Below are 26,170 nucleotides of genomic sequence, written 5' to 3'. Positions count from 1 at the left end.
AATTAGAAAACATGTGTGGTATCGCAGGTTTTAGTTTATTTAATTACAACGAAGGTGGTGAAGAAGCACTTCACGCTATGCACCACGCTATTTTGCATCGCGGTCCTGATGCCAGCGGCATCTACCTAGATGATCACATCGGGTTATGCCATCGCCGTTTGAGTATTCTCGACTTATCTGAGGCGGGTAACCAGCCTATGTATTCTGCCGACAATAATTTAGTTATTGTTTTTAATGGCGAAATATACAATTTCTTAGAACTACGAGCAGAGCTTGAGCAACAAGGCGTTGCCTTTAAAAGCCATACCGATACTGAAGTTATTCTAGAACTTTACGCTCGTGAAGGCGTTAAATGCCTTCAAAAACTGAACGGAATGTTTGCCTTTGCCCTGTGGGACAAAACAAAACAAGAGCTATTTATCGCCCGCGACCGTTTAGGCAAAAAGCCCGTTTATTATTTTTCTGACAACGGGCGCTTTGCGTTTGGTTCAGAAATTAAGGCAATACTTGCACTAAAAGATATTCCGCGAGAAATTCGGTTAGACGCGGTTTACGATTTTTTTGCTTATCAGTACGTGCCTGACCCAAAAAGTATATTTAAACACATACACAAACTCCCCCCCGCCCATTATCTTGTTTTAAACAAAGACGGTTTTAACATTCATGAATATTGGGATTTAAGCTTTAAGAATATTTCCTCAGCCAGCGAAGAAGCAAACAAGGTTCAGCTAAAAGCATTACTCGAAAAAGTGACCAAACAACGTATGATTAGTGATGTACCTTTAGGTGCCTTTTTGAGTGGCGGTGTAGATAGCTCGGGCGTTGTGGCGATGATGAGTGAGACAAGCGAAACACCGGTTAAAACCTGTACCATTGGATTTGATAATAAAGAGTTTAACGAAGCAGATTTCGCACGTGAAATAGCTGAGAAATACGAGACAGAACACCATGAGTTTACCGTACATCAAAATGTTGCAGAACAATTAGAATACATTGCTAGCTTTTTTGATGAACCCTTTGCCGACCCTTCGTTAGTACCCACGTTTTTTGTGTCTGAACTGGCCAGAAAGGCCGTTACCGTGGCATTAGCCGGCGATGGCGGCGATGAAATGTTCGCGGGCTATGAAAAGTACACTACGGATGACATTGAAAACAAACTTAGAAATAAGTTTCCTGAAAGCATTAGAAAAACGATATTCCCAAGCCTTGCAAAATTAGTAGGCGTATTGCCAGGGGCTATTGGAAGAAAAGGGAAGTCGCTACTTACCAGTTTATCGCACGACCCCGCCATGGGCTTTTTCATCACAAACAGTATGATGACCGACGATATGTGGAATAAGCTGGTTAAACCCAACGTAGCCACAACGCTTAACGGTTACCACCCAAGCCAATACACGCTTGATATGTACAACAAGGCTGATGGGCCAGATCACTTAAGTAAAATTTTGTACACCGATATTAAAACCTACATGACAGGCGATATCTTGGTTAAAGTAGACAGAATGAGCATGGCTAATTCTTTAGAAGTACGAGCCCCTATTCTTGACTATCAAGTTGCAGAATTTGCCGCTACCCTCCCCTCGTCACAAAAATACCGTTATGGGGAAAAGAAGTATTTACTGAAAGAAGTGTTTAAACCGTTTATTCCCGATTCTTTGCTGTATAGAAAAAAAATGGGGTTCAGCACGCCATTGGATGAGTGGTTCAGGGGCGAGTTAAAAGCATTGTCAGAATCAAGACTGCTTCAATGTAATGAGGGTTTAAGCGAAGTATTTAATACAGCCGCTATTAGTTCTATTTGGCAGGAGCATCAAAACCGCACGAAAGACCACGGCATTGTATTGTGGAGCATGCTGATGTACCAAATGTGGTACGACCGATATGCCGTTATACAAGAGCGTACATCATAATGAAAGTAATGCACGTTACCTACGATATGCGCATTGGCGGCACTGAAATGGTTATTAAGAACATCATTGAGGGAAATGTTAATGCAAATATCGAAATGTCGATTTATTGCATAGAAGCCCCTTTAGGCCCTTGGGGTGAAGAGTTAGCGCAATCTGGAATTTGCATTACCACAAAAGAACGCAAGCCAGGTTTTGATACTTCGCTAATTAAAGCATTAAGACAACACATTAAAGAAAACAACATAGATATATTACATTGCCACCAATACACCCCTTGGGTATACGGTGCGTTAGCAGCGGCCTTTACAAAAACAAAGGTTATTTTCACAGAGCATGGGCGCTTTTACCCCGACAGTACAAGCTGGAAAAGAAAGCTCGTTAATCCGATATTACTCTCTTTCACATCGAAGGTAACCGCCATTTCAAAGGCGACAAGTGAAGCATTGACTACCTATGAGTTCATTCCTAGTCGTAAGATTGACGTGATTTACAACGGCATTAAACCAGTAATGGTAAAGCAGAACGAAGTGCACATATTGCGCTCGCAGTTAGGGTTTAAAGAAACCGACATAATAGTAGGTACCATCGCACGGTTCGACCCGATTAAAAATCAGCTTATGATGATTAACGCATTTGCGGACGCCGCGAAAGACCAAAATGACCTTTATCTACTGCTGGTGGGTGATGGTGAAATGCGTGAAGCCTTGCAGCAAGAGGTAGATAAATTAGGTATTAACAATAAGGTTATTTTTACTGGCTATATTGCTAAACCTGCAAACTATTTAGCGCTAATGGATGCCTTTTTACTTTCATCACTAAGTGAAGGAACCTCGATGACGTTGCTTGAAGCAATGAGCCTAGGCAAACCTTGTGTAGTAACAAGTGCAGGCGGTAACGCCGAAGTCATTACTCATAACTTTAATGGCCTAGTGACAGAAAACGAAAACAGAAATGCATTTGCAGCAGCAATATCACAATTAACACAAAGTCATGGTTTGCGAGAAAATTTTGGTAAAAATGCAATCGAGAAATTTGAATTGCAATTTAGTGCACAAAAAATGAATGAAGCATTCCGAATTCAATACAATTACCTTATGCCGTCGGTTCAGTGAGAATTTAACGTGAAAGATAAACAAAAAGTAGAGTTGGTTTTCTCTGAAGTATTCCCACCAATGCATGGTGGAAGTGGTCGTTGGTTATGGGAGGTATATTCTCGCCAAGATGCCGACAAGTATGTTGTGGTTGCCGGTAACGCAGAAGGTGATACCCTTTTTGATAGTAAAGCCGAATTAAAAATTCATAGAATTTCTTTTAATTATTCGTCGTGGTCTGATTGGGCGCTATTTTCACTGGGCGGCCTTATTTTTTATACCAAGCTTTTCCTAAAACTTAGGAAAATTATTAAGCAATACCATGTAACGGCTATTCATTGCGGGCGGTGCATTCCTGAAGGCTTTGTTGCCATGCTGTTCAAGCTTTTCAAAGGTATTCCCTATTATTGTTATATACATGGTGAGGACATAGAGAATAGTGCGACTAGCCGAAGCATGACTGCCATGCTACGACCGGTGCTAAAGCGTGCAGACTTACTCATTTGTAATAGTAAAAACTCGCACCGCCTGTTATTGCAACATTGGGATGTAAACGAAACTCAGTGCTGTATTGTTAACCCAGGTGCGAATACAAAGGCGTTTGTTCCTACTCCTCGTTGCGAAGATACCCGGGCCAAATTAGGTTGGCAGGACCGCTTTGTATTGATAACCGTATCGAGGTTAGAAGAACGGAAGGGCCATGACATGATGATAAAAGCCATGGCTGAGATTGTAAAAACCGTACCCAAAGCGTTGTACGCAGTTATTGGTAGCGGACCTTGTCAGGAATACTTAGAGCAGCTAACAATAAAACTAGGATTAAGCGATAATATTTCGTTCATGCCCAATGTGAGCGACGCTGACATGATTACCTGCTATCAGCAAGCGGATGTATTTGTGTTACCTAACCGCGATATAGGCCGAAATATCGAGGGGTTTGGCATTGTAATGATAGAGGCGCAAGCCTGCGGCATACCCGCTATAGGGGGTATGTCGGGTGGCACACCCGAAACCGTGATCCACGGTAAAACTGGATACAGTGTAGATTGCAGCACACCAAACTTGTTAGCGGAGCACGTTATAGTGCTGGCACAAGACGAAGCCAAACGAACTCAAATGGGCGAGAATGCGCGCAAACACGCAGAGCAATTTGACTGGGGGATTAAAGCACCAGAAGTCGCTGCCATGATCAAAAAAATGGAGCAAGCTCTGTGATATCTGCCCTGCTCTACTTAATCCCATTTTTAACAGGCCTTCTTATGGCGTTTCGTCATGGCCCCATCCTGATATTTATGGTGTATCAGCTGGATTACTTTTTGAATCCACAAAACAAGTGGTGGAGCAGCTACCTTCCCTTTGTTGGCGCCCAGTTCTATTTGGTACTGGCCATGATCATTGCCTTTATTATCGGGTTTGGTAAATACAATCAAAATCCGGCGTTTAAGCATCCACAATTTAAGTTTATGTGCTTAACCATATTGATGTATTGCCTGGCTTACTTTAATGCGCCGTTTACTGAATATCATTTAGAAGCTGTTGATGCATTTTTGACGATGCTTGTTGTCACTTTTTTAGTTGTGAAGCTGTGTAGTGAAAAGAAGCATGTTTATTGGATCATAGACACTTACCTTTTTAGCGCATTCTTGTTGGGTTTCTATATTTATGGGTGGGGTCGCGACAGCTCAGGTAGAGTATCAAATGTTGGCATGGTGGATGCCCCCGGTGCAAATTTTATCGCAGCGGCTTTAGCACCAACAATTATATTGTTTATAGCTAAATTAATTGCTGACAAACGGATAGTTGCCCGAGGCTTGTATGCCATAGGTTTGGTTTTTGTTTTAAATGCTCTAATTTTAATTAATAGTAGGGGTAGTTTTGTTGGGGTGGCCGCTGGTATTAGCTATTTTATGTTTATTAGCTTTAGGAATAATGCCTTCACCATAAAAGAAAAACGCGCAATATTTTTTGGTATATTACTATTTGCTGGCGCGCTTTTTAGACTTGCTGATACTACATTTATCGACAGAATGATGAGCGTAAAGGAGGAAGCAACTTTAACCGAAGAAAAGGAATCGGGTTCTACTCGCGTTTTCTTTTGGCTTGCAGCGATCGATATGGTTCAAGACCACCCATTTGGAGCTGGCGCAGGCGGTTTTCAGTACTACGCGCCAAACTATATACCCAGTGATATAAACACGGGAGAATCAAGAAACCGTGCGGTACATTCCACATGGTTCGAAACCTTGTCTGAAGCAGGGTATTTAGGCTTTATCTCTTTCTTTTTAATGATTTACTGTACATACTCATCATTTCGAAAGACACGGCTTTATCTCTGGGCCAAAAAAGATTTTGTGAACAGTGCAATCGTGCTTTCTGTTTCAAGTGGTTTTATCACTTTTGTTGTTGCAATGACGTTCATTAACCGACTAAGGGGCGAAGTATTATATTGGCTTATTGCACTTTCAATGTGTTGCGCCAATGTGTTTCTAAGAGAGGAAAGTTTTGGAAAAAACAATGCATACAGTTCAACAACAAATAAACGTATCGGGTAAGTGTTTTGGCTAGTCAATATATTAACTTTATTGATGGCTTGCGTGCCATTGCAGTAATAAGTGTACTGGTGTTTCACATTGAGCCGGCTTGGTTACCTGGTGGCTACATTGGCGTTGATATTTTTTTCACAATATCGGGCTTTCTTATTACACGAATACTTATGCAACGAAGCGATAATAGAGGGTTCTTTTTTCAATTCCTAATTGGTCGTTGCCGTCGTTTGTTTCCTGCTTATGCCGTTGCGATAGCATTTACAGTTTTTGTTGCTTCATATTTGTTGTTACCTAATGAAGTAATAGAGATTTCGAAGGCTGCTTTTACTTCAAGTGCGATTGTTTCTAACATATTTTACTACTTGAGTTCCGATTATTTTGACGCGACATTAAGTAACCTTGCGCTCTTACACACTTGGTCGCTTTCAGTCGAATGGCAGTTCTATCTGGTTTTCCCACTGTTGTTTTTTAGCCAGCACTTTAAAAAGTATATTATACGGTATTTAATTGCTTTCACTGTCATTTCAATATTCATTACTTCGTATTGGGTGACGGTCGATAAAAGTGCAGCATTCTACCTTACTCACTTTAGGGTATATGAATTCGCAATCGGAGGGTTACTAGCATGTGTTTCATCGTCTATGCTTTCCAGAATTGACGAAACTATCAGTAGCAAGTGGAAAGAATTTGTAGGCTCTGTTTCATTGCTATTACTTATAGCCATTTGTTTTGTCTATGATAAATCTACGGTTTTCCCCGGATATACCGCTGCACTTGTTAATGTATTAACTGCAATAGTTGTGTTAGTAGGTATGAGCAGTTACAAACCATTGATCTTTCGCTCATTCTTAAACACCAGACCAATGGTTTACTTTGGTCAGCTGTCATATTCATTGTACTTATTTCATTGGCCTATTATTGTTTTCAGTGATATGTATTTCTTGGGTGAGAAAAGTCTTAGCTTTTATTTTGTAGTAATCATTTCCACATTGTTACTGTCACACCTTACATTTAAAATCGTGGAGAATAGATTTAGGAAAAACACAAAACAAAATACTAGAGCCACAATTACAATCGCTGTTTCGTCAGGTATCGTGTGCTTCTCTTTTTTTCTTGCGACAAAATTCACCAATGGCTTCGACTTTAAATACACAACTGAACAATTAGAGGTGATCAACTACGAACGATGGGGAGCATTCCCTGGAGAGTGCAGTGCAACTCACGCCAAAGACGAGTACTATTTGTGTCAATTGGGAGAGTTGGAAAAAGCCCCAACAGTCATTATCTTAGGTGATTCTCACGCACAAACTTTAGTTTGGGAACTTGACCATATTTTAAAACGAGACAGCTTATCAGCCATTTTTATCACGAAAGGAGGCTGTCCTCCTTTGCTTGAAGGTGTTCCCGCTACAACAAATATTAGCAAAAGCAACTGCCTTATAGCGCAAAATAAAATTCGCGAAATAATAGAGTCTACGCCGTCGTTAAGACATGCGTTATTTGCTACCCGTTGGTCGATCTATAAAGACGCCGAGTTTGATGCATCGCCAAATTACCAAACGAGAGAGTTTAGTGTACGATTCAAAGATACTTTGCGGTATGTCAGTGACCACGGTATCGAAATAACACTTGTGCAATCAATACCAGAACCTGGTTATCCCGTACCCGAGTACCTAATCAGAAGCGCTAAACTCGGTAAACAAATTGAACCGTTTACGTTTGATAGTGCTAGTCAGTTAAAAATTGCGAAGTACAGTGAGTATTTAACAAAAGTTATCGAGCCACAAAAAATATTCTGTAATATTGAATTAGTGTGCGAAACAACAGCTCATAGCGTTCCTTTGTATTTTGATTCAAATCATCTAACAAAAACAGGCGCGAGTATGCTACTAAAGGATTTAACATTTAGGACGTTGCAATGATTGATGCAAATAGCTTTGACAAAAAACAAACCTATAGATTTGATGTTTGCATAATAGGGGGAGGCGTAGCAGGCACCATTATTGCTCGAGAACTTATCAATACAGGCTTAACGGTTGGGCTCTTCGATGCTGGAGAGAAAAACTTTACAGCAGAGTCACAGAAATTTTATGCGCCCGAAGAAAAACCAACGCACTATGAAGATACGTCCTACAATAGACTCCGTTTTTTAGGTGGTTCAAGCAACCATTGGGAAAATGGCGTGTCGCCTTTGAATCCTCATGACTTCAAAACCTGGCCAATTTCATACAACGACGTTGCTCCCTACTACCCTGAGGCAGGGGAGTATTGCAGCGTTGGGAATAAAGACTATAGCCTTGAAACATGGCTAAGCACGCTTCAAGGTGACGACAGTTTAAAACCTTCTGAAGCAGTAAAGCTATCAATTGCCAAAGGCGCAAAAATCCCTACCCGTTTCTATGCCAAATACGGTGGAGATTTAGAAGCCGCTCAAAATATTACGGTAATGGGAAATGCCAATTTAATTGATGTTGACTTTGATGGTGAAAAGATAACCAAAGCGTACTTTAAAAACTATGGTTCAGTTGAAGTTGTAGTGGAAGCGAGCACTTTCGTTATGTGTATGGGTGGAATAGAGAATGCCCGTTATATGCTTATGTTCAATGAAAAATATGACAATAGGATAGGTAACCAAGGTGGTAACGTTGGCCGTTATTTCATGGATCACCCTGTTATTCCGGCCGCCCGATTTTACCCCACGGAAAAATTTAATAGAAACCTAGTTCAATCGGTCATGCTCGATGATGTAGGTCATTCAGTCGTCGCATTCATGGAGCTTACCGAGAAGGCTCTTGAAACCAACAACCTGATAAACATAAGAATGCCATTAATGGCATCCTCTAAATTCAGTCTTGCGACCGGAACTGACTCAATGCACGTTATTGGCCGCGCCATTTCCGATCTCGAAATTCCCGATGATATGGGTAAACATCTTGGAAATATATTCTCTGACTTTGATATGGTACTTGAAGGAATATCAAGGAAGTTGTTTGACGAAAAACTATTCGACGATGCCGCAGAAAAGGTCGGATATAACATTTGGGCTATGGTGAATCAGTCACCTGAGAAAACCAACAGGGTTGTACTGGGGACTGAACGAGATGATTTAGGGCTCAAGAAGCATAAAATCGAGTGGTCGTTGAGTGAGAAAGATAGGAACAATGTTTGGGACAGCTTGAAGTTAGCCGCATTAGAGTTAAGTAAATTAGGTCTAGGTAAAATGCGTGTTATGGAAGAGTTCCAGTCACGTATTTTCTCAGAACAAGTCTTTTTTGCTCATCATCATATTGGCACTACAAGAATGGCACAATCTCATGACCAAGGCGTTGTAGACACTAACTGTAGGGTCTTCGGTACAAGTAACCTGTTTGTGGCAGGCAGTTCTATTTTCACATCTGGAGGGCACGTGCCTCCAACTCTCACAATTGCAGCCTTTGCACTTCGCTTGGTAGAACACATAAAGGATCAGTACCATGTCTAGTAAAAAGTTAGGAATTAGCGAACATACAACCCGAAGAGACATATTAAAATGGTTAGCAATGCTTCCCTTACCTGTTGTTACAAAGCTGGGCGCATTTACTAGCACTCAACCTACACTGTCAGGCGTAATTCCTAGCAATGTATTTTTGACTCACTGGCAAGCTAAATATGACGGTACGCCTCTTAGTCATGTTCAAAAAATTAAACAAACAAAAGTAGAACTAAGTAAGTGTGTACAATCAGAATATTTAAATGAAGACGTGGTGTTTGTAAAGGGCATACCTTTATCAAAAACCGAGTTAGCGGTAGCGGCATTGCTTACCTAATCATTTATTAAATATTGAGCACTTGCTCGTTTGAGCATGCTGAAACGGATAGCCAAAAAATGCATGATAAACACTTTTCTTACCGTCCAGACATTGATGGTTTAAGGGCAATTGCTGTACTTTCAGTAGTTATTTATCATGCTTTTCCGAGTCTAATTCCTGGCGGCTTTATTGGCGTCGATATCTTTTTTGTTATATCAGGTTTTTTAATCACCAGCATATTACAACGTGAACTCATTGATTCTACATTCTCAATAAGGCGCTTTTATGAGCGTAGAGTCAAACGTTTGTTCCCAGCACTAATTATGGTACTTCTTTTTGTAACAGTTTGCGGTTGGGTTTTACTACTTTCTCACGAATTTGCATCACTGGGCAAATATCTGGTGGCCAGCGTTGCTTTCTTTGCAAATATTTCATTCTGGCACGAGTCGTCGGACTATTTTAATACTGCGTCAGAACTCAAACCTCTTTTACACTTATGGTCTTTGGGCGTTGAAGAACAGTTTTATATTGTTTGGCCACTAATCCTAGCGATTGTTATTAAATTAAAGTGGCGTTTTGAGCTGGTAGCATTAGTTCTTGCTACTGGGTCATTTATACTCAGCATTGCTACTGTTAAAGAGTATCAGTCCTTCGCATTTTACTTGCCGTTTACACGATTTTGGGAGTTAGCTGCAGGCGGAATTTTAGCAGCTTTTAGTTTTTCGAAGTCAACTGTATCGATAACCCCGCAAAACAAAACTATACAAGATGCAATGTCATTATTAGGCTTAGCTCTCATAATTATGACATTAGCAGTTATAAATCACTCGTCTGTGTTTCCAGGTTGGTGGGCGGTACCGCCCACATTGGGGACGGTACTGTTAATCTGGTCTGGTCCCGAAAGCTGTGTTGCAAAGCTATTTACAACCCATAAAGTTTTCGTTTTTATCGGGTTAATCAGCTATCCACTTTATCTATGGCACTGGCCTTTACTCTCATTCGCCAGGATTGTGTATGAATCCACGCCGCCCGCAACTGTTAGCGGTATATTGGTGATTACATCAATACTTCTCGCATGGTTAACCTATCAATATATTGAAAAACCATTGAGGCACTATTCAAAAAAGCCAAACACAACAAAAAAACTACTTATTTCGCTGTGTTATGGCATGAGTATATTTTTGATTATTGGCCTACTCGCCTATACAAAGTCTATACCCGTTAGACTTCAGTCGTTGAGTAACACAATATCCACAGCTGTAGAAGACTGGGATACCGTTGAAAAAGGGGTGACAGTAATAAAAGAAGGAAGCGAAAACGGCGTTTTATTTATAGGTGATAGTTATATCCAGCAATTGTCCCCGAGGGTTTCAAAACTGTATGCAGACGCTCCAGAGTCGCTAAGACCCGTCACATTCAGTGTAAATCCTGGATGTGCGCCTATTACAGGAATCGAGAGAGTATCAATTTCATGCGCTGATGATGTTCGCAAAAGTTATGAGCTCGCAAATAAAGAGAGTTTTTCAACCGTTGTAATAGGTGGCTCTTGGTGGGGCCTTCAGAAGCGAGGTGACTACTATCTTGCGGATCAAACAAACACTAATATGCTTAATTTACAATCGGACGAAATACTTACCGAAATTCTGAAATTACTTTATCAAGATATTGAAAAACTAAAACAATCTAGAAAAAAAATCTATTTAGTTATGAATCCACCTGGTGGCGACCTAGCAAACCCTACACGTTTTATTGACCGCATAATGTTCACTCCTAAACCGGCGGTAAAAATGGTCTCTCTCAGTCAGCACCAAGAACGTGTTATATATATAAATAGCAAGCTGGCTTCCTTAGTTTCACCATTACAAATTGAATTAATTTACCCCGAAAAATGGATATGTGACGATTTGCGCTGTCACTTTACAGATAGCAATGGCATTCCCTATTATAAAGATGCAACACACTTTAGGTCGACGTTCGTAGCTACCGAAATTAAAGGGTTTGACTCTATTATCAAGCGATGAATCGTAGTGGTTTTATACCAAATTATCTTTTGCTGGCACTGCTCCTCTATTAGCTAATGGCTGTTGTCTGGACTAATTGAACTTACAACGAAGTCGTTATTATTTCTACTTGTTGAACAGCATTAAATTCGACTAGTTTTTGAGCACTCTCACACGGTATTATACCGTTTAACCTTACCGTTGCAGTATAAGAGACTTTATCTGAAGTGCCAAAGGATGCTTCACAAGTAGCAGCATAATTAACCATGTCGGAACAAGTACCACCAGATAAATCCCGAGCATCATATAATTGTCAAAATGTTCATTGAACTGTGAAATAAAAAGCGTTACTGATGAGCAAATCAATGAAATAAATAACGTTTTCTTAATTGAAAATAGATAATCAAAAGGATTTAAGTGTATTTGCTTATACAAAAGCCAAGATATGAGAATGTAATCTATTATACCTGTTGCAACAAATGCTAGTGAAATATATCTAGGTTCCATAGCGACGCAAAAAACTATGGCTACGATCAAGAAACCAAGTGTAATGGCCCGCGAATAAAACAGCTCTTTTTCAGCTCTATTCGTTATCAACGTAGGTATTGCGAAATATGTTAGAGTCTTTAATACAATCCAAACCCCCAATACTTTCGCCAAGCCTACAGACGCTCCCCATTGATCGCCAAATAAAAACATTATCAATGTTTCAGCAGCGATAGTAGCGCATATTGCAGGAGGAAGAATAAAGCCAAGTGTCATTTCACTCGCATTCTTGTACGTATCTTTCATGCACTTGTCAGCTCGTTTTTGTTCAGAGATATAAGGCAAGGCTATCTTAGATATACCATTGCAGAGTAACTCCTGAATAAACAGATGCAAACCTAACGCGCGCGAGAAAAAGGCAACAAAAGACGTACTTGCTAGTTTGCCCAAAATGAGATCAGGTATCGTTGATTCAAATCGAGTAAACATATTGATTAGAGAAGTGTAAATTCCAACCCTGGCAACACTTTTTAATCGATCGAATTTTGGTTTCCATGACATAGACTTAGGTTTAAGAACCCTACCGATCAATAAGTCCACTAAATATCCCAATGTCTGACCTACCGCTAAAGAGTAGTACGAGTAATCAAGGTTTATTAATGTTACTGATACGAAAAGCGCGATTACAGGTCCTACGTTCGTTAAGAAAAACAGGCGACCAAACGAAAATTCCCTAGAGAGCAGTGCATGCGTGCAACTCACAAATGGGGCAAAGAAAAAACTGCCTGATAAAATTACGACTAAGTACATTAACTCTTTTTGCTCATAAAATGACGCTACTAGTGGAGATAAAGTGACCGCAATAATTCCAAGGCCCCAAGAAATAATGAGAGAAAGCCCCAATGCATTAGATACTTTTTGTTCTGAAATTTCTGCTTCGCTGATTAAGTAAGTATTAGTACCGAGCATTCTAACTTCACTCGCTAACACCATAATTGATGAGGCAATAATGAAAACGCCAAGCTCGTTTGGAGATAATAAGCGAGCAAATAGTAAAACAGACAGTAAGTTAACTAATCTGTTGAAAATTTCCGATCCGGAAGAAAGAAAAAGCGCTCTTCTGACAGCCAATGTAAGCCTCGTAATGTCGTCCTGAACTACTGAAATACCAAATAGACTGATGATAAAATACGCATTTATCCAATACTATTTAGAGATGAACACAAATAATACTAGATAAACTGAATTACACCTAGCAGAGCTATCGTTCGATAATATTAAAGTTGAACCCTCGGCATAATAAATGAAATACTATCACCATACTTACTAAAAGCACTAAACAATGAAATTCACAGTAGTCATACCAACGTTCAATAGAGCGCAACTGCTTAAAAAATGTATAGACAGTATCGTTGTTCAAACCCATCCAGCAGATGAAATTATTATCATTGATGACGGCTCCGATGATGAGACCGAACAAATCATATCTAGCTTCCAAATTCGACAGATCAAATACATTCGTCAGCAAAATACCGGCCAGATGATCGCGAGATTCAATGGGATAAATATGGCATCTAACAAATGGATTGCACTTTGCGACAGTGATGACATTTGGGAACCAAATCATCTTGAAGTACTTAATAATGTCATCAAAAGTTATAGTGACCTTGATCTTGTTTATTCTAATTTTTACGAGTTTGGCTCTGCGTCAACGCTTGAAAATAAGTTACAAACCGCGCCAGCTCAATGGCTAGAAAAATCCATAGCTGCACGCGAAAATAACACATTTTTTCATCAGGACCTTTTCAAACATTTATTGTATTTCACACCGATATTTCAATCGTGTTTGGCATTTAATAAAGAGTCATATTTTGAGTTCTCTGCTTTCTCAGAAGAAATATCTAAACAGAATTTAGGGGCAGAAGACTTCTATTCAATTTTGATTTTTGCATTAAAAGGGAAAGTTGCTGGCACTTTCAAAAAAACAGTTGGGATACGGAAGCACATGGCAAATCACTCTGCCAGTGCAGCTTTTTCGATGGAAGGTGAAATAACCATTATTCAACAAATATTGAAGGAAAATAACAGACACCCAGTTGTTATTGATTGTTTAGAAGAAATCAATAATGCAATAATCCAAAGGCAACGTGCCCTATCATATCTATATTATGAGGCTCGGGATTATAAACGGTTTAATGCTGTACTTCGTGCGATACCATTTGAATTCAAAAATATGATAAAGAAATGCCACCTGCATCTGTTGTCATATTTCATCTCCGATAAACAATAAGCTTAGGCCTAGAACATGAAATTTAGATACGATATCAATGCCCTTCGTGCCTTGGCTGTAATTCTAGTTGTTCTTTATCACTTTGACATTCCTGGTTTCAAATTCGGTTATGTAGGCGTAGACATATTCTTCGTCGTGTCCGGCTTTTTAATGACAAAGATCATCGCTGAGGGGATTTCAACAAGTAGTTTCTCTTTTCCAGTATTTATGTATAAACGCGCGAAAAGGATACTGCCCGCATTGATTACAACAGTTCTAGGTACAACAGTTATCGCGTGGTTGTTGTTGCTGCCTAGTGAGTTTAAAACTTTTGCAGCACATGCAATCACCAGTACTTTATTTTTTTCAAACGAATACTATGCATTAAGCTTTGGGTATTTTGATGCAGCGCCCCATACTAAGTGGCTTTTACATACATGGTCATTATCAGTTGAGTGGCAGTTCTACCTTTTTCTACCCGTACTGCTACTTTTTTTTAAAAGCGCCAAAAAAAGCAGCGTCCTACTCACAATCTTTTTCATGACAATGATCTCATTTGGCTTTTCATTATTCTACAATCAAACGTCCAATCCCAGGCTTTACTTCGGACTTGAGACTCGGGCCTGGGAGTTACTTTTTGGGAGTCTTGCTTACTACACAAGCGCCCTTTATACCTTAAAGCAAATCAGACGTTTCCGTTTTTTATTGCTGTTAACACTTTTATTGGCATTACCAACCATTACACTTATTGATGGGTGGCCTAATCCACTAGCCTTAGTTCCCGTGGCAACTACTGGGATGTTAATTGCCATAAAATTTGATTATCAATTTTTTAGATCGAGAGGCATTTTCTTTGTGGGCCTTTGGTCTTATTCCATTTATTTATGGCATTGGCCAGTATTTGCGCTTTATAGGTATTTCGGAGCTCTCGACAGCATAGACAAAGTTCTTGGTATTTTAATCTCATGCATTTTAGGAGCTATATCATACGAACTAGTCGAAAAAAGACTTACTAATATCGCACTGTCAAGCAAACGCAACTCTCTGAACTCTATTAAAATACTATTTGCTGGAGGTTTGACGACTTCGTTTCTTTTAATCGTATTTTTTTCCAATGGCGCAGAGTTTCGGTATTCAAAAAAGGCACTCGCAGCATTAAGTGCAATTAACGATACCAACAAACATTTTGAAAAATGTACAAAAAAATTAACGTCACTTGAGCACTCTTGTATATACGAAGGAGAAACACCAACCATTACAGCCATAGTTTATGGAGACAGTCACGCTTCAGCATTAGCATCATCGGTTCATAGTGTAAATCGAGTAAGAGGAAGCACTCTAGTACTATCACTGCCAGGTTGTCCTTTGTTAAGAAATATTAAAATAAAAGGCTCTTCACAACCAAATCAGTGTGATGATTGGAATAGAAATGTAATAAACACTGTAAAAAACTCATTCAGTAGTGTCCCGATAATTGTCTCAAACAGAATATCCGTCTACATTCACAACCAAACTGATAACTCACGTAAAACAAGTGATGGACCTTTGGTATTACTAGATGGCATCAGTTTTGACGAGTCCAGCAGCCTATTCATCGAAACTTTTTACGACAATTTATTTCGAAATATTGAAGATTTATCCAAGACGAACCCAGTTTACTATGTGCTTCCCATACCAGAATTCCCGTACAGTGTTCCCAAAAAACTGGCTCTTATATTATCCTCCTCTGAGAAGCCTGTAGAAGATCTTAGAATTTCTGTTGATAGTTACAAAACTAGAAATGCAGAGTTTTTTGCTGCTCAATCTAAACATTCTTTTTCCGAAAATGTCATTTTTCTTGACCCAAGATCCTTGCTTTGCAACAAATCATTCTGCGATGGAACTCGTCAAGGCGTTCCTCTATATTCGGATAGCGATCATCTAACAGAGAGTACAAATAAACTAATAGCACCTTTGTTTCACAAATTGCTTACGAACGCAGATTGAAGGATACTATGCAGAGAATGATAAAAAGATACAGGGATAAAGAGGTAAAGGATGTTATTCAATTCATTTGAGTTTATTTTTTTATTTCTGCCGATAACAGTGCTTGTTTATTACGCTTTGGCAAAACGGGGAGCAATCGAGCTCGCGCTAATCTTTCTACTTGCAGCCTCACTATATTTTTATGGTTACTGGAATCGTGTTTACTTAGTTCTTATTGTCGCCTCGATCATTATTAATTTCTTTTTGGGCCGAAAAATTGGACTAGCAACTAACAAACGCAGAAAGACCTGGTTAGTTGCAGGTGTCGTGCTAAACCTCGGTCTATTGGGCTATTACAAATACTTTAACTTCTTCATTTCTAATATTAATGCTGTGCTGGATGTGGGCTGGAACACAGAAAAGATCATATTGCCACTAGCAATCTCCTTCTTTACGTTTCAGCAGATTTCCTACTTAGTAGATGCTTATAATAACAAATGTAAGGAATATAATTTTTTACATTACTCTTTGTTTGTTTGTTTTTTCCCGCAGCTTATTGCTGGGCCTATCGTTCATCACAAAGAGATGTTGCCTCAATTTTTCCAAAAGGAAAATTTATCGCCCAAACTCATAAACTTTGCCGTCGGCATTAGTATCTTCGCATTGGGCTTTTTCAAAAAAACCGTAATTGCCGATAATCTGTCAGTCTATGTTGGCCCCACCTTTGATACGCAGATACAGGTTGATCTCATTCAAGCATGGGGCGCTTCACTGGCTTACACGTTTCAGCTGTATTTCGACTTTTCTGGTTATTCTGATATGGCCATCGGGTGTGCACGCTTGTTTGGTATTACCTTGCCTGTGAACTTCTTTTCACCCTACAAATCTACCTCCATTGTGGAATTTTGGCGGCGTTGGCACATTACACTTTCGCGCTTTTTGCGCGACTATCTTTACATCGCACTAGGTGGTAATAAAAAAGGGTCATTTCAGCGCTATCGCAATTTGTTTTTAACCATGCTGTTAGGTGGGCTATGGCATGGTGCCGGCTGGACATTTGTGATTTGGGGTATGTTACACGGTATCTATTTAGTGATTAATCACGCCTGGCGCTGGTTGTTAAACATGCTGAAGTGGGCGCCTACCTCACGCCTTTATTTAAGCTTTAGCTGGCTAACTACCTTCATAGCGGTGGTATTTTCATGGGTCTATTTTCGCGCGCCTTCGTTACAACGCGCCAATGATATTGTACTTGCCATGCTGGGGAGCAATGGCGCAACGATTCCCTCCGGTATTGCCTATCGGCTCGGCGAACTCAGGCATACACTTGCCGAAGTTGGCGTGAATGTCGGCCAGGGCAGCGGCAGTTTGTTAATGGGCAATACAATTTGGGTATTAATAGCTGCTGCCATCGCGCTTTTATTGCCTAATGCTGCACAGATGTTTGATCGGCAAAACGGCGTACTTTTCGAAAAGCCAGGAGCGTTCTCTATGCAAAATCCTGTGCTAAATATTATCTGGCAGCCCAGCTTAAAATGGAGTGTTGGCACTGCATGCTTACTCGCGGCGGGCATACTCACGCTTGGTCAGATTTCTGAATTCCTTTACTTTCAGTTTTAACCATTATGACTATTCAACGCTATGTAAGCTTAATTGCTGGTTTCACCATACTGATTCTGACGTTAATTGCAGGGTTTAACTATGTGGTCAACCCTTATCTCATATTTAACAGCCCTCGAATCGATGGAGTAAACGCGATTAAGGCTGATATTAGCAATTACGTCAGGCAAGCAAAAACCTACCATCCTCTGAACGTACAAATAGATACATTGCTAGTCGGAAATTCACGTATTGAAATGGGGTTTAATCCAAACCACCGCTGTTTGAGTTCTTCTACCTACAATTTAGGTATTCCTGGCGCAAGTGTAGAAATGCAAGTGGCCTATGCCCTGAACGTGTTAAGGCAAAAGCCAGGTATGAAACGCGTTATCATGAGCCTGGATTTTACAGACTTTATTCATGAGCTCAATCAAGCACCGTCTTCATCATTTAGCTTTAGTGGGCAAAACAGCCTCAGCTATTTCATTGATGGGCGAGAAAACGAAGACTTCTGGTTTTATTCGTTAAAAGATAAATACATGGCGTTGCTTTCGCTTGATGCGACGACCAGTAGCCTGAAAACTCTAGTTTTACAACGAGAAACATCAGCAACCAGAATGGAAAAAGGGTTTAACCCGGCTAGAGACCTAGCCAGCAGTACAAAAATTGAGGGGCCGTATCGCATCTTTGAACATACACTTGGCATGCTAAGAGACATACTTCACAACAAAGCCTACCGAACGGTGGCTTTAGAGCAAAATACACATTATCTGGCGTTGCAGGCAATGGTCGATTATACAAAGACAAACTCGATAGAACTAAAACTGTTTATTAACCCGCTGCACAGTTCTTTTTACACGCTTATTGATGAAGCCGGTTTAAATGATGACTTAACCCGATGGAATAGCGATATTAAGCAGTTTGTTGCTAACAATCGGTTAAATTGTCATTTTTATGATTTTGGGAGAATACCGGGCAAAACAGATGAGCCGTACCCAGATCAAACACAGACTAAAGCGTTAAACTGGTTTTGGGAGCCTGCACATTACAATGAAGCGTTTGGCGACACGCTAATTGAAACGATCACTCAACCGTCGTGCAGTGCGTTGTAAGCCGCCACAGCATGATAACCCAACACCTTATTTAAGCTATCTCGCGTTCGCTTAGATTGTTTTTTATTCATCCAACCGCCGTGCACCTGATCAACGTATTCATTTACAACAAATGCCATGCTGCGAGAAAACCGCTTAGAGTTTTGCATTGCATCATAGTTGTTATTTTTAAGATAGGCTGTTAAACGCAACCACTCAGCCTGTGCCCACCAAACCGGTTCTGGCTCAACAACCTTACCGTCGTAGTTACTTCTGGCAGCAAGACTACCCTGGTTTTGGTTCCATCCGGTTTTTATCGCATAATCGTAAAGTGTCTGCGCAACATCTCTAAAACGGCTATCAAGGCCGTTATCTACTGCCGTGTGAAGCAGGTAAGCCCATTCAATTTGGTGCCCAAGCTCAATGTAACCGCCATTGTTTATGGTAAGCGGTTGATTAACTTGTTCATAGTACTCGGCAATGTAGCCTTGTGGTTGCAGTAAATCGTCTTCAACAAACTGGGCAATAAATTCGATATCCTGCCAAACACTTGGGCTTTGAGTAACATCATACAGGGCTAGCAGCGCCTCAAACAAATGCATTAGAGGGTTAATCGACCAAGCTTTGAAATAAGTTATATTGGACTTTTGCAATTGTGAAGCCCTGGCAAGGGATAGCCCAACTGACACCTCTCCTATCATCCAAGTTTTAAGGGCTGCATCTAAATAACGTTTATCCTGCGTGATACGATATGCATGTACCATCGCGAAAATTGCGAACGAGGTGCCATATTCTTTTGGTCCATAGCGTGTTTGCGGTTGATTGCGTGCAATACTGGAATACCAGTTTCCGGTAGTAGAGTCATACATATCTCGCAGCATAAGATCTGCGCTGTAGATGGCTGCGTCACGATAATGCTGCCTTTGCGTTATATCAAAGCCTTTTGCAAACAAATATACTTGCCTTGCTTGAGAGTATAGCTCTACCGTGTCAGTGGGAGTAGCGTGCCAGTCGGCATTAAAGGTTTGCACCATAAAATTCTGGTTTTGTACTGCCCAGTTAAGCCGGGGATCAATTACCTGAAGCATTTGTGCTTTGGACTGTTCAGGGCTAATCATCAGCCCCTGCCCTTTGGGTTTAGCATCACACCCCGTTAGTATTAAGCTATAGCCGCATAATAACAAAATGATAAAAGGCGTTATTCTCATCACGTATTCCTAAACCATGTAGCGGGTAAATACTGCAGTATTAGCTGCTTAAGTCTTAACAGCTGATAGTGCTTACTATAGGTGAGTAACAGTGCAAACATGCCGCTGTAGAGCACAGCAAACATCGCGAGTTCTGCTGCTGACTGAATATAGTGAGTAAGCGTAGAGTTGCTGTCGGGAAAGGGTTTGGTGTCAACTAACCATATGGGCATCATAGCAAGCCCCGTCATACTAGTAATAACTATTGCCAACATGAGCAAGGGTTTTAAATGCTGCCAGTAGCCACTAAATACCCAGCCTAACAATACAAGCGCGCTGATTAAACCTGCAACCGCACGTGCCCAGGCTAATTCAAACAGGCTTAACTGATTACTAAGCGCCCAGAGTAACGCCAACGCAACCAACGCCAGCGACAGCACGTCAAACACAAACACCAGGCGAACCTGATTTAGTGCAATAAGCGCAGCATCTAATACCTGCACAATGCACCAGTAAAAGAACAAAATCGCTAATACCGGTAGCAATTGAGCTGCTACCGACCACTTTTCACCCAGCAATAAAAAAACGAATGGTTTGGCATAGAGGGCTAGCACCGCTAATACGGGTATACTGATCGCAAACACCACGAGTAGTGAAAAGGCGACATTGTTTAAAAGCTCCGCTTTGTTATCCCTGTCGTTTTTATACACCGCCAGTAACGGTTCTATTGCAGGGTTTAACAGGTAATGAGCAGGCATCATAGCAAGGTCGCGAGCCATATGGTAATTACCCAACAACGAAGTACTGAACCATTTTGCAACGACAAATGTGTCAATTTGCGAACGCGCATAACCTAACAAATGTTTACCCAACATCCACTGTGAAAACGCCCACTGTACCCTGACCTGTTTAAGCGTAAAGAACGGCCTGCCACGCACCAGTAAATAGGAAAAGATCAGCCCAAACATGGCAACCAGCACATCGGTAATAACAAATGCCCAGTAATTACCTAACACGAGTGCAAAGGTGATCAACATAGGCAACGCAAATACACGCTCCGCCAGTGATAACCAAAATAACGGTTTAAAACGAAGCTGACGCTTGAGTAACATAAGCTTGTAAGACTTTAACGCCTGCAGCGGCAGAATGATGGCACTTGCCATAATTGCCAAACCCAACTGTGGTTTGTCGAAAAATGCAGCGATCCCGTTAGCACATACCATAATGACCAGCGCAATAATCAGTTTTAACAACAAATTAAACGACCAGGCCGTCTGCAAATCAAAATAGCCTACGCTGCGCTTTTGTACGATGTACTGTTCTCCCGCCGCGTGTGAAAGGATATCAAACAGATACAATGCCATACTTACAATGGCAATAAACCCGAAGTCCTCTGGCGTTAATATACGTGCGACGATAAAGGTGCTCAAAAGGCCAAGTGTCTTACCCAGTAACTTAGCCGCTACAGATAAAAAGGCGCTGTTTACAACCCGGCTGGCATCCGACATCCCGCTAAGCATCCGGTTTACTGGTTGTAACTAACGGAGTTAGTGCACCGAACAGCATAAAGTAAAACCACATACTGGTGCGCGCAGAATCGGTTGGGTCGCCAAACAAGCCAAATGCAAACTGACCGGCTAAAAAAGCACTAAAAATCGCCGCAGGGAGGCTGAGTAACTGCTTGCTCTGATAAAACGCCATAAACCCCGTTAGTATCAATACCACAATTAATAACGTACCCACTACGCCGAACTGATAAGCGAAACTTAAGTAAATGTTTTTTATATGCCACACTAAGTGCTCAAAGTCATAATAGAAAAACCAAAAATCGCTGCCCGTTTCAAATGAAGGGTTGTTTAGCAGCTCATTGCCACTGGCATCAACTAGCGACACCGACTCTACAATAAGCGGCACCTTGCCCACTGTCGCTTTTAGGGTAAGTGCTGCCGGAAGTGAAAACACACTATCGGGTGTAGCCGTAAGACCCATTAAATAAGAGCGGCTTTCACCCTGTGGCGAAGCGGGAAGGTTCTGGCGCACGGTATTACCGCATCCGCCCGCCCAGAACTCAAAAATAATCATATTTCTGCGGCACAGTGCCACCGCTACGCGAACATCTTCCTCGGCCTGATAAGTGATTTCGAATAAATACGCACCGTCATTATCTAAACTCAGCCGTTGAGAAAGCATAAGATCAGAGCCGGGAATAATAACCAGCGACTGATTTTGTTTATCTACTGCGAAGGTACCAATTTTATCCAGCTTGCCTGCGCCAGATAGCGCGTAATCGGTAGGCATTGCTCCTAAACCGTGCCCGAACAAGATATCGGAGGTTGACCAGCGGCCACTGTCTACTATGCCCTGCCAGTGCGACAGACGCATATCTAAATCGCGGTCAGTGGTTTCGGCGCGAATCGTAATCCGCGCGCCAGAAAATGCGGCAGCAATCAACACACTTAGCAGCAAAACAACCAGTGTCTCAATACTCAAACGCACAAAATCTGGCTTATTTTCGGTGGGTTTTCGCGCCAGAAAAAGCAGCACAAACGCTGTAAGCGCTCCACAAATCGCCAAATACACTTCTTGCATTGCTACGTTATTCGCATCTACCCACTGGCTATTCTGCAGGCTATCCACGTTTATATAAGCAAAACTAATAAACGCAACCACCAGTGCAGCTGCTCTTAACCCAAGTAACGGTGTCCGACTTACTCCACACAATACGCTAACCGCATACACTACTGCTGCTGATAACTCAGCAAAATACCCAGAATACCCGTGTAGCCTATACACTGAGTAAAAAAGCAGACTATAAGCAACAGTTAACGCCACAGCCCTTCCCCACGGAAATGCTGCGGTAGCGCTGGTACTTTTGTTATTAAGCTGTCTTTTAAACAGATTGATAAAAAACATACCGCTTAACACCGCCATAGCAATAAAACTGGCGGCATATGTGGCGCGGGTGAACCCCATCAACACGCCATACATCACGCCAACAACCGAGGCAATGGCGGCAAAGCGATAAACGGGCTGGTTAAGTAAGAAACAGGCACCTAATGTAAGTGGCAGTAGAAATAAGTACATGCCGTCAATACTCTCACCGCCTGTGTGCATACCACTTATAATGCCTGTAGTTCGATAAGCCGAGCTAAGGTTAAAGAAGGTATTAACCTTGGTATAAATATCTGCGCTAGAAAACAGCGTATCAAGCACTTGCTTTTCCCACATAATAACCACAAACATTACAAAGCCACCCAGCATAGCGGCCAGTAATAAATGCTTTAACGCTTTTTCTGGCTCATCTGCCTTTTGTTGATAAAAAATCCACGACAGTAATAATGCCCAAAGTAAGCCTTTAAAAATAACCAGCCCATTTAACGGTGAAACATAAAAGTTTGAGTACGTCGGGCCAAATGCATTTATCCAACTCGAGTCGAAAGACGTCAATAAACAGAGGGCTACCACACCACTTGCAATGTAAAAATGCCGTGTATTTTTATGACGCGTTTTATTAATTAATAAGAAATAAAACCCTGTAGCGGCAACAAAAAAATCGAGTTCGTCTAGAATGTAACGGCCAGTCCAAGGGGCTAAGTTAACCGCTATCGTTATGAATAAGAGAACGTATAGCCATAGAAACGGAAGTATTCTTAGAGCAAACAAGTACGCGACAATTGAAGCTGTCAGTGCTATTTGATAAGCAGGGAAAGTAACCATTCCATAAATCATGAATGTTAACAATAACAACGAAAATATTAGGCTTATCATATTGCGCCCATACAATGTGGCGTTAATCATGCCGAATTGAACTCATTAACTTTGGTAGCGTTACTGTGTTTGATAACATTTACTCAAAATCCACTAATAATGGCTGTTATTGCATTCTCTAACCCATCAGAATCATGCCCCTCTGCGGCAAGTACGTACATTCTCCCGCCACTGGCATTTCCTAACAATATATTCTTCAATTGATGTACTTTGGTGTTTACGGAACTCGTGAATCGCATATCGTCGACGTTATACCACCTTACAATACTGAGCTTCTCGCCATTTGAAGATACAACATGATAAACAGTGAACGTTAACCCGTTTGTGCTTATATTGGTGGTATGGCTAAGTGAATACTGCTCGGGGTCAAATAAGCGATGTAAGTCGCTTACCAGCTCGTTATCGGTTTCACTAAACCACGCCGTATAAAGCTGTACGCTACAGTTAACGTTTAAAAGGTAAATGTGTGTTTGTGAGTCTGGTTGATGTACTTTTGGAGACCAGCTTGCCATACCACAGGCTTCGTCGTTAAGCGCATTAAGGGGTATAACTTGCTCCGCAGGCGATGCTGACGGTGTGCGCGTAATGGCCGACAACCACAGTAACCCTAATATTAGTAAGCTTATTACGCCTATCAACACTGGTTGGCTTACCACTAGCTTTGCTAATTTGCCGACATCAGCTTCCTCCACTTCACCGTGAGTGTAACTGACTATGCTGCCAGTTACAGGCGTTCGCAATAACTCCCCAATACCCAACAAACATATAATAACGAACGCAAAAAAGAACCACCCATAAATTAAATGGTCAGCGCCTGCTGCGTGCTCCATGTCGGTCCAGTACGCGATAAGAATGATACCGTACACACGAACTATGTTGGCTAACACAGGGAAAATTAGGGAAATAGCAACAAAAACAGCTCTACGTTTAGCCGAAACTAAATTCAAGTAAGCATACAAACTACCAATAACAAAACTTGCAATAAAAAAGCTAACGCCAGAGCAGGCCTCGGCCACCAAAAAGCGCCCTTGCGGTATTTCTATATACAAGCCACTTCTAAAAAGCGGGACGCCCGACAAGTGCAGCAGAGCAACGGAACCGTCTGCTGCAATTTCCTGTAAGTAAGGAATTAACTGCTCGCCCACGGGAATACTAAACAGCATAAATACAAGCGGGAATAAAATAGTTCTAGCTGCCTGAGTACCAATTAATAGCCAAATAAGCGCAGGAAGTAACGTAAAAGTGGCGGCATGCAAAAAAAGCTTAATGTCACCGGCAATACCGATTACGTAAAGAAATAAGGCTGGAATTATTACAGCAAGCGATAAAGCGCTTGTTTGTATAGGCTTGCTCAGTAGTTCGTATCGCTTCAGATAAATAAGATAAAAAGCACCCGGTACAATAAAAAAGCCATGGTTAAATATTTCGTTTCCGTACCAAATTTCTACAACGGTGGTAAGGCCCTGCCAACAAAACGTTAACCATAAGCTAAGTATTGCAAAAGCTGAAATGTAAAACGCTGTATTTTTAGCGAACGAGAAGTCCGCTAAGTGTTGCTGTTTTTTATCTTGCGTTTCGCCATATTTCATCCGCAATTCCCTGCTTTTCATTATTATCGTTTTTTAAGGCTTACTTTATTTCATAAGCATCGCACATGCTTATCCAATTAAAGTCACTCAATAGTTTTTCTACCTTTCCTTCCATTTTAGAAAGGTTTATATAGTGCCGTGCTTTCGACTTCCATGGTGCATTTTCAAAGCGCGGCTGTTGTGCATCAATCTCCCAAGGATGGAAATAAAAGCTGTAAGGAGCGTTTTCGGCTTTCATGAATTCAGTAATGCGACGCTTCGACAACCAATAGGGATATAAACGGAAATATCCTCCGCCACCAATACCAACATTAACTCCCTTCTTTCTAATAGTTGGGATAGGGATTTCAATAAGGCCATTTTCACGCTCATACTTAAAACGTGGCCACTCAGGAACGCCATAGAGGTCGTGATTGATTGGGTACGTACTTGATGAATAAACAAACCCAAGGTCTTTGAGAATGTCGTACGCCCAAGTATTAGAGTCGTTGATAGAAAAACTCGGCGCTCTATATCCCTTTAATGCTACGCCGCCGATATCTTCAAGAATATCTTTGCTTTGCTTTATGTCGTCATAAAGTTCTTTTTCGCTCATAGTGGTAGCGCGCTGGTGTGCTAGACCATGACTGGCTAGCTCGTGCCCTTCACTCACTATTCGTTTTATTACGTCAGGACAGCGCTGTGCTACCCAGCCAAGCGTAAAAAAGGTAGATTTGACATTATTCGCTGCAAATAAATCTAACAGCCTTTGGGTGTTGTCACCTACTCTGAGACTAATGTTATCCCAGTCTTTTTTATCAACTACACCTTCGAAAGCAGAAACTTGAAAGTAATCTTCCACATCTACTGTCATAGCATTAAGACGATTATCTAGCTTCATG

At 41.1% G+C, this 26,170-nt stretch carries 18 protein-coding genes; 12 read left to right on the top strand and 6 right to left on the bottom strand.

Annotated elements, in window-relative coordinates; all coding sequences use genetic code 11:
* The first annotated feature begins 11 nt into the window (after positions 1 to 11).
* Genes asnB through V7R55_RS02525 form a run of 8 tightly spaced genes read left to right on the top strand, consistent with a single transcriptional unit; the run spans position 12 to position 11,356 of the window.
* Entirely contained in the window at positions 12 to 1,910 is a 1,899-nt protein-coding gene (asnB, locus tag V7R55_RS02560; protein WP_334057071.1) for an asparagine synthase (glutamine-hydrolyzing), read from the top strand.
* Complete coding sequence (locus V7R55_RS02555; protein ID WP_334057069.1) at positions 1,910 to 3,022, top strand: glycosyltransferase family 4 protein; 1,113 nt, start codon at positions 1,910 to 1,912, stop codon at positions 3,020 to 3,022. Before asnB ends, V7R55_RS02555 begins: the two co-directional genes overlap by 1 nt.
* A gap of 9 nt (positions 3,023 to 3,031) precedes the next feature.
* On the top strand, positions 3,032 to 4,216 hold the full coding sequence (locus V7R55_RS02550) for a glycosyltransferase family 4 protein (protein WP_334057067.1): 1,185 nt from the start codon (positions 3,032 to 3,034) through the stop codon (positions 4,214 to 4,216).
* Positions 4,213 to 5,553: an O-antigen ligase family protein gene (locus V7R55_RS02545; RefSeq protein ID WP_334057066.1), complete on the top strand. Its 1,341-nt coding sequence runs from the start codon at positions 4,213 to 4,215 to the stop codon at positions 5,551 to 5,553. Before V7R55_RS02550 ends, V7R55_RS02545 begins: the two co-directional genes overlap by 4 nt.
* 5 nt (positions 5,554 to 5,558) lie before the next feature.
* Positions 5,559 to 7,469, top strand: a complete 1,911-nt coding sequence (locus tag V7R55_RS02540) for an acyltransferase family protein (protein WP_334057064.1) — start codon at positions 5,559 to 5,561, stop codon at positions 7,467 to 7,469.
* Positions 7,466 to 9,028 (top strand): GMC family oxidoreductase, encoded by a 1,563-nt coding sequence (locus V7R55_RS02535; protein WP_334057063.1) that lies wholly within the window; start codon positions 7,466 to 7,468, stop codon positions 9,026 to 9,028. Before V7R55_RS02540 ends, V7R55_RS02535 begins: the two co-directional genes overlap by 4 nt.
* Positions 9,021 to 9,353, top strand: coding sequence for a hypothetical protein (locus V7R55_RS02530; protein WP_334057061.1), 333 nt, complete (start codon positions 9,021 to 9,023; stop codon positions 9,351 to 9,353). The genes V7R55_RS02535 and V7R55_RS02530 overlap by 8 nt, the downstream gene beginning before the upstream one ends.
* A 59-nt stretch (positions 9,354 to 9,412) precedes the next feature.
* Positions 9,413 to 11,356 carry an acyltransferase family protein gene (locus V7R55_RS02525; RefSeq protein WP_334057059.1) on the top strand — a complete coding sequence of 648 codons (1,944 nt, stop codon included), beginning with the start codon at positions 9,413 to 9,415 and terminating at the stop codon, positions 11,354 to 11,356.
* Between the two features lie 174 nt (positions 11,357 to 11,530).
* Here the strand turns inward: V7R55_RS02525 and V7R55_RS02520 are convergent, their stop codons facing one another.
* Complete coding sequence (locus V7R55_RS02520; RefSeq protein WP_334057057.1) at positions 11,531 to 12,952, bottom strand: oligosaccharide flippase family protein; 1,422 nt, start codon at positions 12,950 to 12,952, stop codon at positions 11,531 to 11,533.
* Between the two features lie 211 nt (positions 12,953 to 13,163).
* On the opposite strand from V7R55_RS02520, the gene V7R55_RS02515 reads away from it, so the two are divergent.
* From V7R55_RS02515 to V7R55_RS02500, 4 genes are read left to right on the top strand one after another with little or no spacing between them, the layout of a single operon-like run.
* Complete coding sequence (locus V7R55_RS02515; protein WP_334057055.1) at positions 13,164 to 14,111, top strand: glycosyltransferase family 2 protein; 948 nt, start codon at positions 13,164 to 13,166, stop codon at positions 14,109 to 14,111.
* 15 nt (positions 14,112 to 14,126) lie between these two features.
* Entirely contained in the window at positions 14,127 to 16,076 is a 1,950-nt protein-coding gene (locus tag V7R55_RS02510) for an acyltransferase family protein (RefSeq protein WP_334057053.1), read from the top strand.
* Positions 16,077 to 16,127: 51 nt separating this feature from the next.
* The gene (locus V7R55_RS02505; RefSeq protein WP_334057051.1) at positions 16,128 to 17,675 is read left to right on the top strand and encodes an MBOAT family O-acyltransferase; all 1,548 of its coding nucleotides are present in this window, start codon (positions 16,128 to 16,130) and stop codon (positions 17,673 to 17,675) included.
* Between the two features lie 5 nt (positions 17,676 to 17,680).
* A complete protein-coding gene (locus tag V7R55_RS02500) occupies positions 17,681 to 18,766 on the top strand; it encodes a hypothetical protein (protein ID WP_334057049.1) in 1,086 nt (361 codons plus the stop codon).
* On the opposite strand, the gene V7R55_RS02495 is transcribed toward V7R55_RS02500, so the two are convergent.
* From V7R55_RS02495 to V7R55_RS02475, 5 genes are all read right to left on the bottom strand, one after another.
* Positions 18,742 to 19,953, bottom strand: coding sequence for an AGE family epimerase/isomerase (locus V7R55_RS02495; protein ID WP_334057047.1), 1,212 nt, complete (start codon positions 19,951 to 19,953; stop codon positions 18,742 to 18,744). The genes V7R55_RS02500 and V7R55_RS02495 overlap by 25 nt on opposite strands.
* Complete coding sequence (locus V7R55_RS02490; protein ID WP_334057044.1) at positions 19,953 to 21,440, bottom strand: oligosaccharide flippase family protein; 1,488 nt, start codon at positions 21,438 to 21,440, stop codon at positions 19,953 to 19,955. Before V7R55_RS02490 ends, V7R55_RS02495 begins: the two co-directional genes overlap by 1 nt.
* Positions 21,441 to 21,444: 4 nt before the next feature.
* Positions 21,445 to 23,649, bottom strand: coding sequence for a hypothetical protein (locus V7R55_RS02485; RefSeq protein WP_334057042.1), 2,205 nt, complete (start codon positions 23,647 to 23,649; stop codon positions 21,445 to 21,447).
* Positions 23,650 to 23,783: 134 nt separating this feature from the next.
* Positions 23,784 to 25,289: an exosortase A gene (xrtA, locus tag V7R55_RS02480; RefSeq protein ID WP_334057040.1), complete on the bottom strand. Its 1,506-nt coding sequence runs from the start codon at positions 25,287 to 25,289 to the stop codon at positions 23,784 to 23,786.
* A gap of 40 nt (positions 25,290 to 25,329) precedes the next feature.
* The gene (locus tag V7R55_RS02475) at positions 25,330 to 26,169 is read right to left on the bottom strand and encodes an XrtA system polysaccharide deacetylase (protein ID WP_334057038.1); all 840 of its coding nucleotides are present in this window, start codon (positions 26,167 to 26,169) and stop codon (positions 25,330 to 25,332) included.
* Between the last annotated feature and the right edge of the window lies 1 nt (position 26,170).

This window comes from Alteromonas sp. S005, assembly GCF_036864475.1.
GTDB lineage: Bacteria > Pseudomonadota > Gammaproteobacteria > Enterobacterales > Alteromonadaceae > Alteromonas.
Note: the sequence above shows the minus strand (reverse complement) of the source record. Positions and strands in the feature narration are given on the sequence as shown.